General features: G+C 39.3%; 7 protein-coding genes. 5 read left to right on the forward strand and 2 right to left on the reverse strand.

What is annotated here, in order from left to right; translation table 11 throughout:
* The first annotated feature begins 207 nt into the window (after window positions 1-207).
* From OCV82_RS14690 to OCV82_RS14705, 4 genes are all read left to right on the forward strand, one after another.
* Window positions 208-651: a hypothetical protein gene (locus tag OCV82_RS14690; RefSeq protein WP_154045104.1), complete on the forward strand. Its 444-nt coding sequence runs from the start codon at window positions 208-210 to the stop codon at window positions 649-651.
* Between the two features lie 136 nt (window positions 652-787).
* Complete coding sequence (locus tag OCV82_RS14695) at window positions 788-1,429, forward strand: DedA family protein (RefSeq protein WP_154045105.1); 642 nt, start codon at window positions 788-790, stop codon at window positions 1,427-1,429.
* Window positions 1,430-1,478: 49 nt separating this feature from the next.
* On the forward strand, window positions 1,479-2,126 hold the full coding sequence (locus tag OCV82_RS14700) for a DUF47 domain-containing protein (protein WP_154045106.1): 648 nt from the start codon (window positions 1,479-1,481) through the stop codon (window positions 2,124-2,126).
* A gap of 15 nt (window positions 2,127-2,141) precedes the next feature.
* On the forward strand, window positions 2,142-3,155 hold the full coding sequence (locus OCV82_RS14705; protein ID WP_154045107.1) for an inorganic phosphate transporter: 1,014 nt from the start codon (window positions 2,142-2,144) through the stop codon (window positions 3,153-3,155).
* 109 nt (window positions 3,156-3,264) lie between these two features.
* Here OCV82_RS14705 and OCV82_RS14710 read toward each other — a convergent pair whose 3' ends face one another.
* Entirely contained in the window at window positions 3,265-3,696 is a 432-nt protein-coding gene (locus OCV82_RS14710) for a hypothetical protein (RefSeq protein WP_154045108.1), read from the reverse strand.
* A 191-nt stretch (window positions 3,697-3,887) separates the two neighbouring features.
* Between OCV82_RS14710 and OCV82_RS14715 the strand changes: the two genes are divergently transcribed.
* Window positions 3,888-9,521 carry an alpha-2-macroglobulin family protein gene (locus tag OCV82_RS14715; RefSeq protein WP_154045109.1) on the forward strand — a complete coding sequence of 1,878 codons (5,634 nt, stop codon included), beginning with the start codon at window positions 3,888-3,890 and terminating at the stop codon, window positions 9,519-9,521.
* A 305-nt stretch (window positions 9,522-9,826) separates the two neighbouring features.
* Here the strand turns inward: OCV82_RS14715 and OCV82_RS14720 are convergent.
* A partial coding sequence (locus OCV82_RS14720; protein WP_262543839.1) for a hypothetical protein occupies window positions 9,827-10,084 on the reverse strand: 258 nt, incomplete at its 5' end.

Below are 10,084 nucleotides of genomic sequence, written 5' to 3' on the forward strand. Positions count from 1 at the left end.
TTGCCCGTAAAAGCAATATATCAAGAAGTTTGAAATCCAATGTGCGTTCCATAACCGAATATAACGGTGTGGACAGTTATATAATGGCCCATTTTATATACAGGTATAATTTTATGCGAGGTAAAAAAAGCAGATGAGGAATGCCATGCTACTTTATGTATGTGAAGTTGTTCTTCTGAAATAAAAATAAAAAACAATTTCGTCGCCATGAAAAAACTTCGTATATTTGCACCCGCTATGGTGAAGTATCTGTTTCTTTTATACATCGCATTGGGGATATACCTGGTTTCGGGTGACTATTCCACCGTATATGACAGTCAGGAGTATGAAAATACTTGTGTGGCTGAATGGCAAAATGATACGGTGATAATCAATCATATATTCAGAGGTTTGTCCGAAAAAAAGGAGATTGATAACGAAAGAGTAAATTTATTGTTTCAATTTTGTATCGCAAATAACAATGTTTATAATAGCGGACGTTTCACTTTGTCTTATAAGTTGTTAAAGACTTATTCTAATGCTTTAGGCATAACCCATTTACGGAAAATATTCTTGCCGGAAGAAAAGGTGACATCTTATTTCTCTTTTTTACTCTTCACTCGTTACTCGGACAATTATTATATTTATCAAATCAAACGTATTTTGATTTAGCATAAATTATAAGGTTGGTGGGCCGTTTTTTTATTCATATATGTTTCCTGAAGATTATTGATACGGGATTATTGTTCCTGCCTGCCGCAATATGAAAATTAAATTCTTTTTTATATGCTAATATCAATTTATTTACATGGATTTTTTACTGGATTTTATCTTTAATATAGATCGACATTTGATTGAAATAGTCCAAACATACCATGCATGGACGTATATTATATTATTTTTAATTATTTTCTGTGAAACAGGTTTGGTCGTTACGCCATTCCTTCCCGGCGATTCATTACTGTTTGTTTCAGGTGCTATAGCCGCTCTTCCCGGTGTGCCGATTGAAATCAATATCTTGGTTTTGGTACTTTTTGTCGCTGCCATTTCTGGTGATTCTTGCAATTATATTATAGGCCATTTTTTTGGAAAAAAGTTGTTTGGCAGGAAAAATTCTGGCATATTCAAACAAGAACATTTGGATAAGACTCACGAGTTTTATAAAAAATATGGAGGTAAGACAATCATCATAGCACGTTTTGTGCCAATCGTTCGTACTTTTGCTCCGTTTGTGGCAGGAATGGGGAAAATGCATTATTATTTTTTCATGATATATAATGTGGCAGGTGGTGCTTTATGGGTTGCGTTATTCTGCTATGCCGGATATTTTTTCGGAGACCTGCCTTTTGTACAAAATAATTTGAAACTTCTTATAGTGGCAATCATTGTTATTTCCATATTGCCTGCCATAGTGGAAGTAGTAAGAACCAAATTGAAATTAAAGAGATAAATTATAAAAACTAATTAATCAAACAGGAATTAAAATACAGTGTATATTTATGAAAAATTCTTTTTTTAGCCGATTTGCGCCGCAGGAACCCAAGTTCTTTCCGATGTTAAAACATTTGTCGGAGATTCTTATTTATTCTTCAAACTTGTTAGTAGAAAGTTTTGAACATAATACACCGGAAAAACGTAGTGAATATTACAAACGTATCAAAGATGTCGAGCGCGAAGGCGATAAACAAACTCATCAAATTTTTGATGAGTTGGGAAAAACATTCATAACGCCTTTCGACCGTGAGGATATTCATGATTTGGCATCAACGGTAGATGACGTGATAGACGGTATAAATAGCTGTGCGAAGCGTATAACTATTTACAATCCCCATCCGATTTCTGACAGTGGTAAGGAACTGAGCAAGTTGCTTCAGCAAGAAGCGATTTATATTGGAAAGGCGATGGATGAACTTGAAACGTTCCGTAAGAAACCGGCCGCATTGCGTGAGTATTGCGAGAAATTACATGATATTGAAAATCAGGCAGATGACGTATATGAGTTGTTCGTAAAGAAATTGTTTGAGGAAGAGAAGGACTGCGTGGAATTAATCAAAATCAAAGAAATAATGCAGGAATTGGAAAAAACCACAGATACTGCCGAGCGTGTTGGGAAAATATTAAGAAATCTTATTGTTAAATATGCATAAAGGCAGGGAAAATACATGGAATTATTAGTTATCATCATAGTATTGGCTTTGATATTCGACTATATCAACGGTTTCCATGATGCGGCCAATTCAATAGCTACCATCGTTTCAACAAAAGTTCTAACTCCTTTTCAGGCTGTAATATGGGCCGCGTTTTTCAATTTTGTGGCTTTCTTCATTGCCAAATACATTATTGGTGGTTTCGGAATAGCCAATACAGTGTCTAAAACGGTTGTAGAGGATTTCATAACTTTGCCTATAATATTGTCCGGTGTCATTGCTGCCATAATATGGAATCTATTCACGTGGTGGAAAGGCATTCCTTCCTCCTCGTCCCATACTCTTATTGGTGGATTTGCAGGGGCTGCCATCATGGCGCATGGTTTTGGGGCTATTCAATTGAGCATAATCTTGAAAATTGTAGCTTTCATCTTTCTGGCTCCTTTTATCGGAATGGTGATAGCCTTTGGTTTTACTTTGTTGGTGTTGTACATATGCAGACGTGCGCATCCTAGTACGGCAGAATTATGGTTTAAGAAATTACAACTTGTTTCTTCTGCCTTGTTCAGTGTAGGTCATGGATTGAACGACTCCCAGAAAGTCATGGGTATCATTGCTGCTGCTTTAATTGCGGCTCATTCGGAAGGCCTTGGCATGGGAATAAACAGCATTAATGACTTGCCTGATTGGGTGGCTTTTGCCTGTTTTACCGCTATTTCTTTGGGTACAATGTCCGGAGGGTGGAAAATTGTAAAGACAATGGGTACACGCATTACAAAAGTGACACCTTTGGAAGGTGTTGTCGCAGAAACTGCAGGAGCCTTTACTTTATATTTGACGGAATTCTTGAAAATACCTGTAAGCACGACCCATACAATCACTGGAGCGATAATTGGCGTCGGGGCTACTAAAAGACTTTCAGCGGTACGTTGGGGAGTGACCAAAAGTTTGATGACTGCTTGGATTTTGACCATTCCTGTCAGTGCCATATTGGCTGCTGCAATATATCAAATAGTTCGTTTTATTTGATTCTTAATAAAAATATTATGCAGACTCCAATATTGATGTTTCTTCAAAGGTACATCAATATTGGAGTTTCTTTATCCGTTTGTGTCTATCCGTGAAGGTTATATTTTTGCTAATCGAAAATGATTTCCGGATTTATATTCTTCAGTATTCCGACCATTTCATTTCTGTTTTCTGGAGCCAGATATGTTTTCTTTCCGTTCTTCTCAATAATAACTGTATCATACGGAATATTCAGAGTGAATCTTTTCTTCTCTTTCAGAGCTATTATTTCCTTTATATCAAATATATTGATGGATCTGTATTTGAAATCTCTGATGTTGAGATATTCATCAGCTATGCTGTATTCTATATGATAAATGCGAATGCATGACGATAGAGCCATGAAAATGAAACATGATATGAATGGAATGAGATTGTCAACGTTTCTTTCTGACAATAGTACCAGAACAATACATAATACTATCGCCGTGACAGAATACATCATGGACATCCATACACAACCCTTTGCCTTTTCCGACATTTGTGAACTGAAAGTTTTCATATCGCCTGCTGTTTTAATCAGTTTTTAAATAATGTTTAAATGCTGTTTAAGCGGTATTTAAACATCTTCTAAGTCTTACAAATATATGGAAAAAACATGATTTATACATCTTTTAGCACTAAAAATGCAGCATTTACGTTTATAAATTGTTTCTTTATATAGACAATATAAGTGTAACCAAATCAAATTGTATGAAGAAGATTTGTTTATTTGTGGGTCTGATGATGATAGGCATCGTCCTCCCGATATCGGTCAAAGCTCAGAATTATGACAAAATGTGGAGGGAAGTGGAAGCGCTTCAGAAAAAGGATCTCCCTCGTTCCGTAATAGAAAAATCTGAAAACATTTTCTCATTGGCATTGGCTAAGAAGAACATACCTCAGATGATAAAGGCTTTTATGGTATGTTCAGAATATAAGGTAAGGTTGAGTTCCGACAGTATCCGGAAGCAGAAAGACATGCTGAAGAAGTGGGCTGCATCGGAACAGGATGCAGTGGGAAAAGCTGTACTTAACAGCGTTATGGCTATGAATTATGCAGCGGTATCGCCTTCTGAGGTTGATTCTGTCATTTCATGTTTGCAATTGTCTTTGAAGGAAAAGGATTTGTTGGCATCGCGTTCTGCGGCTTTATATTATCCGGTGGTTGTCACTAAAGAATTGAGCAAGGAATATTTTGATGACAATATGTATGATTTCCTGGCCCGTCAGGCTGTACGTACATTGTTGTCACTTCCGGCTAGGGGATATGAACAGAAAATCCACAATGAGATACTAGGCGTTTATGATTCGCTGATAGATTTGTATTCTTCTGCCGAAAGTCCTTATCGTGACAGAGAGGCTGAAGCGCTGACACGTGAGGCGCGTCTTGTTTATCTTTCTGACAATTGTATTTATTCGAAGGATAAACTTTCTCCGGATGAGGCTGTGAAAATGTTAGATAGTCTGGCATCTGAATATAAGGATATAGAAGTTTATTGTGATATTATGCTGAAGCTTGCCAATAAGTATAGTTCTCAAGGAAAAAAGGTTGAGGCTATGTCTGAATTGAAAAAAGCTCTTGCTCTATATCCAAATACGGAATGGACTGACGAACTGAATAATACGATTAAGGAGATAGAGTCTCCAAGTCTGGAGATACGTATCCCGTTTGTATATCCCGGATATCGGTCGGATATAGAAGTTTCATACAGAAACCTGACCAGTGTGACGATAGAAGCTTACAGGCTCGGATTATCGCCGATATCGGAAAGACTGCGTGACAGAAAGAACTATGAGCAGTTGATCAGGAAACATGGTGACCGTGTGGCTGTGAATAACTTCACTCTTCCGGCAACCGCTGATTATAAGGCAAGAACTACCAGATTGAAGTATAAATTGCCTGAAGATGGTATATATATGATGAAGCTCTTCTCAAAGCAGAAACCGGAGGCAGTCTGCTATGAGGTAGTATATGTATCTCCTTATCAGTGTATTGTAATTCCATTGCCGGGCGACAGAAAAGAACTTGTTGCCGTCGATCGTATGACTGGTCATCCGGTTCCCGGAGCGGGAATAGTTTCATACGCACTGAACGATGGTAAATACGAGCTGAAGAATGTATATCCCACTGATGAAAAAGGCTGTGTAGTGGTAAGTACCGCCAAGGATAAACTTGAATATTTCAGTGTCCGTACTTCCGGTAATGATTTTATGAATATCTCAAGCTTCTATTCCGGAGAGCATTTCCTGAACACAAACGAAGAAACAAGAAAGCAGACAACTATATTCACGGACCGCTCGATTTATCGTCCGGGACAGATGGTATATGTGTCAGGAGTTAAATATGTCCAAAAAGGTGATTCCGTTTCTGTACTTAAGGGGGAAGAAGTGACTGTAAGTCTGACCGATACCAATGGTAAGGAGGTGGAGAAGAAAAAGGTAGTCACTGACGATTTTGGAGTTTACAGTGCAGAGTTCGTGCTTAAACAGAATGTTTTGCCGGGATACTTTGGAGTAAAGGCCGACAATGCATATAGCGGTATAAGGGTGGAAGAGTATAAGCGTCCTACTTTCGATGTGGTTTTCGAGAAAAACAGCAGTGAATATTCGCTTGGCGATTCGGTACATACTGAGGCCAGGGCTGCATCATTTGCCGGTGCTCCTCTGCGCATGGCAAAGGTGGAATATAGGGTAGTCCGTATGGAAAATATTTGGTGGAGATATAACGGTACTGAAACGGAAATTTCCACAGGCGAAACAATGACTGATGCCGACGGCAAGTTCCATATAGATTTCTGCCTTGATAAGCCTGACGGCGATTTGCAGACTGCGGATAATGCGTATTACAGATTTAATGTAAAGGCCACGGTAACAAGCCTTTCCGGTGAAACTCAGGTAGGGGAGTATTCCGTATCTGTAGGTGATAAATCTCTCGATTTGAGTATTTCTGATTTGCCTTCCAAAGTGGCAAAAGAAAGAATAGGCAAGATCCGTTTTGACGCTTTCAATTGCGAAAGGATGCCGGTAGAAACAACTGTCAGATATTCTGTTTTCAAGCTTGATGAAGAAGGCAAGATATCAGGCAAGGCTGTGTTCAGTGGTGAGGAAAAGGCTCAGAATTCATTTGTGCCTTACTCATTCAATTCTCTTTCTTCAGGGAAATACCGCATAAGGATTTCCGCTTCAGACTCCAAGGGACGTGATGTGTCAAAGACTCAGGATTTCGTCCTGTTCTCCCTTGCAGACAGTATTCCTCCTTACCGGACTGTAGAGTGGTTCTATCAGGACGGCGATTCGTTTGATGAAGGTAAGTCTGTCGATTTCTATATAGGCAGCTCCGAGAGTGATGTCTATATGATGCTTGATGTATTTACGGCTGGAAAAAGACTTGAAAGCCGTAGGATGACATTCTCTAATTCAATACAGAAGTTCAGCTACAGATATAAGGAAGAATATGGTGACGGTATAACTGTATGTTTCTCTTTTATGCGTCAGGGTGTGTTGTACAAGAAGGTGGTAAGTCTTGTAAAGCCTGAACCTGAGAAGAAACTCAACGTATCATGGGAAACATTCAGAGACAAGCTTGTTCCAGGACAGAAGGAGGAATGGAAGCTAACTGTAAAGAATAAAGACGGGGAGCCCGTCAATGCTTCTATGTTGGCGTCTGCTTACGATGCTTCTCTTGACGAACTTTATTCCCACGGTTGGCATTTCGGATTGTATTTTGGAAGAAAGATACCGCGTGTATGGATGCAGAGTCTGAATGTGTATGACAATCCTTATATGTGTGTGGCTTACGCTTATGTAAACGGCAGCAATGGAATCGACCTTATCTATGGTGACGGATTTACACAGTTTATACCTTTCTCATGGGGATATTATGGTTCGCGCGGAATGATTATAGCCAAAGCACCGGCTGCTGGTAATATATTATTGAAAAATCAAGCGTCATCCGATATGATGGATCGGAGTTTTAACAGAAAAGTTTCAGATGAGGAAGTATTGCAGTCTTATGAAGAATCTTCTGTAGTTGAATCTGTAGTTGAGGGTGTAAACATGAGTAACGGAAATGTATCTCATGCACTTCGTGAGAATTTCTCCGAGACAGCTTTCTACTACCCGCATCTGCGTACAGATTCTGCCGGAACAGTTACTATGTCGTTCGTAATGCCTGATGCATTGACCGAATGGACTTTCAATGGTTTTGTACATACGCAGAATATGGATTACGGATTTATTAAGGCGTCGTTTACCACTTCCAAGCCATTTATGGTGCAGCCTAATATGCCTCGCTTTGTCAGGGTAGGTGATGAATCGTCCATTTCATCATCTCTCATCAATATGTCCGATGAGGATATCAGCGGAAAAGTCACTATGACTCTTTCCAATCCGGTCAACGGACAGGTTGTCTATACCAAGACAGATGCTTTTAGTGTACGTGAAGGGGAAACAGGAGTTGTGACATTTAACTATAAGGTTTCCGAAGGTGTGGATGTTCTGGTTTGTACTGTCATGGCTGAGGCTGGCGAATTCAGCGACGGCGAGCGTCATTACCTTCCGGTATTGTCTGACAAACAGATAATTGTAGAGAATATTCCAGTTCAGTTGAGAGGCGATGAAACCAAAACAGTTTCTACGGGTGGCTTGTTCAACGGTGGTAGCAATACTGCTACAAACAGGAAACTGACCATAGAAATGACAGCAAATCCACAGTGGTATGTCATTCAGGCCTTGCCTGTGCTTGGCACACCTTCGTCTGATGATGCAATGTCGTGGGCTACGGCTCTTTATGCCAATTCATTGTCTTTGCATATTGTGAAATCCAATCCTAAAATCAGGCAAGTGTTCGATTCATGGATGGCACAGGGAAAAAATGAAAAGGATTTATGGTCGGAACTGTCAAAGAATGAACAACTTAAAAATATCATCATCGAAGAAACCCCATGGTTGGCTGATGCTGAAGATGACGCTTCGAAAAAACAGCGTATTGCGATGCTTTTCGATGTAAACGCAATGAATGACAGACTCTCTACAGCTGTTGTCAGTCTTGCCAAGTTACAGTTGTCTGACGGTTCGTGGCCATGGTTCAAGGGGATGACTTCAAGTTCTTACATCACTCTTCGGATAATGGAATCTTTGGCCAGACTCAAGGTTTTGGGAGTATCATTCAATTATCAGATGAACGATATGTATAAGAAAGCTCTTGGATATCTGGCTTCCGAAGCTGCCAAATGTCATGACAGTATGCTTGAAAACAAGAACGCTTACGTGCCTCAGAATATGATTATGAGCTATCTGTATATATGTGCCATAGACGATGAGGCTGCAGCTTCTGCAGATACCAGGATAAACAATTATTTCATTGACTATTTTGTTGGAAAGTCTGCATCGCTCGACATAAATGAAAAATCGGTATTGGCCACAGTTATGGATGCGGCAGGAAATAAAGACGAAGCGAAGGTTCTTCTACAGTCTGTTATGGAATATATGGTAAGCAATGATGAGATGGGTTCATATTTTGATACATACAAGGCCGGATATTCTTCGTTCGATTACAGAATACCGGTTCATGTGTCTGCAATGGAAGCCATCATGCGTTTGGGAGATAATAAAGAAACTTTGCTTGACGATATGCGTCTGTGGTTGCTGAAGCAGAAGCAGGTACAGGTTTGGGATACTCCGGTTGCATCTGTAAATGCCATTTATGCGTTTCTGGCAAGTGGAAGTGATGTGCTTGATTCAGGCTCCGCTATTACAGCGGAGTTTGCGGGTAAAACTTATACCACACCGGATGACGCGATAGGACAGGTTTCGGTTTCATTGCATGATTCTGATATCAGGAAAACAGAAAATATTGAATTCTCAAGAAAAGGTACAGGTGCCGGATGGGCTTCTGTCTGTTCACAATGTCTTGAAAGTATCGACAAAGTGAAAGCATACAATGGTGAAGGCTTGAGAATAGAACGCAAGTATATATGCGATGGAAAAGAAGTTTCATCGTCTTCCGTTTTGTCTGTGGGCGATAAGGTTACAGTATGCATAACGGTAAGTGCCGACCGTGATATGGATTTTGTACGGATAAAGGACGAGAAACCTTCATGTCTTGAGGTTGCATCCCAGCTCTCTTCTTATTCTTGGGCAGAAGGGCTTTCATTCTATCGCGTAAATAAAGATGCGTCTGTAGAATTTTTCATCGACCGTATGCGAAAAGGTTCCTATACTATACGTTATGACGCATATGTGGCACGTTCAGGGAAATATGTTTCAGGTCCGGTATCTGTCATATCAGTTTATGCGCCGCAATTCGGTTCACATGGGGAATCTTCGGTTATTACGATAAAATAAGTTTACCTCCACACGCTCGTGTCAAGATCTCGACACGGCCGTGCGGAGATCTCCACACGTTCGTGTCGAGTACTCCACACGTCCGTGTGGAGATAAATTGATTTTATCTTTTGTTGGTAAGAGGGTAATGGCTGTTTTATTTATTTTCTGTTTTCTTTTTGGTTTTATTCGAAGTCATATTTGTTACATCATCACATAAAAGTGAATCCCTTTATATAAATAATGTATAATATTTAGTGTTATTTTCAATTATTGTAACAGTATTGAAAAAAATATTCTTTATTTTTTCATTGATTAACAAAGAGTTATCTGTATTCTTGTAATTTTTTTGAAAAAAAAGTTGTACAAAGTATTGCAGGAATAAAAAAAGTGCGTACCTTTGCACCCGCAATCGAAAATGATACGGTTGCTAAACGATAAGTTCTTTGAAAGATTTTAAATAAACAAACAGAATGTAGTACAAGCGTCACATTATATAAATGATGTGATGAAAAGTAAGAATAAACCGTCAATTTTAAAGATAAAACGGTATCCTGAACAGAGACAAAACACATCCTAACGGA

This window comes from Bacteroides cellulolyticus (assembly GCF_025567135.1).
Taxonomy (GTDB): Bacteria; Bacteroidota; Bacteroidia; order Bacteroidales; family Bacteroidaceae; genus Phocaeicola; species Phocaeicola cellulolyticus.

Bases quoted from the DNA above. Each gene is read 5' to 3' on its own strand.
- OCV82_RS14690 (WP_154045104.1), top strand. From the start codon at position 208: ATGAAAAAACTTCGTATATTTGCACCCGCTATGGTGAAGTATCTGTTT.
- OCV82_RS14695 (WP_154045105.1), top strand. From the start codon at position 788: ATGGATTTTTTACTGGATTTTATCTTTAATATAGATCGACATTTGATT.
- OCV82_RS14700 (WP_154045106.1), top strand. From the start codon at position 1,479: ATGAAAAATTCTTTTTTTAGCCGATTTGCGCCGCAGGAACCCAAGTTC.
- OCV82_RS14705 (WP_154045107.1), top strand. From the start codon at position 2,142: ATGGAATTATTAGTTATCATCATAGTATTGGCTTTGATATTCGACTAT.
- OCV82_RS14710 (WP_154045108.1), bottom strand. From the start codon at position 3,696: ATGAAAACTTTCAGTTCACAAATGTCGGAAAAGGCAAAGGGTTGTGTA.
- OCV82_RS14715 (WP_154045109.1), top strand. From the start codon at position 3,888: ATGAAGAAGATTTGTTTATTTGTGGGTCTGATGATGATAGGCATCGTC.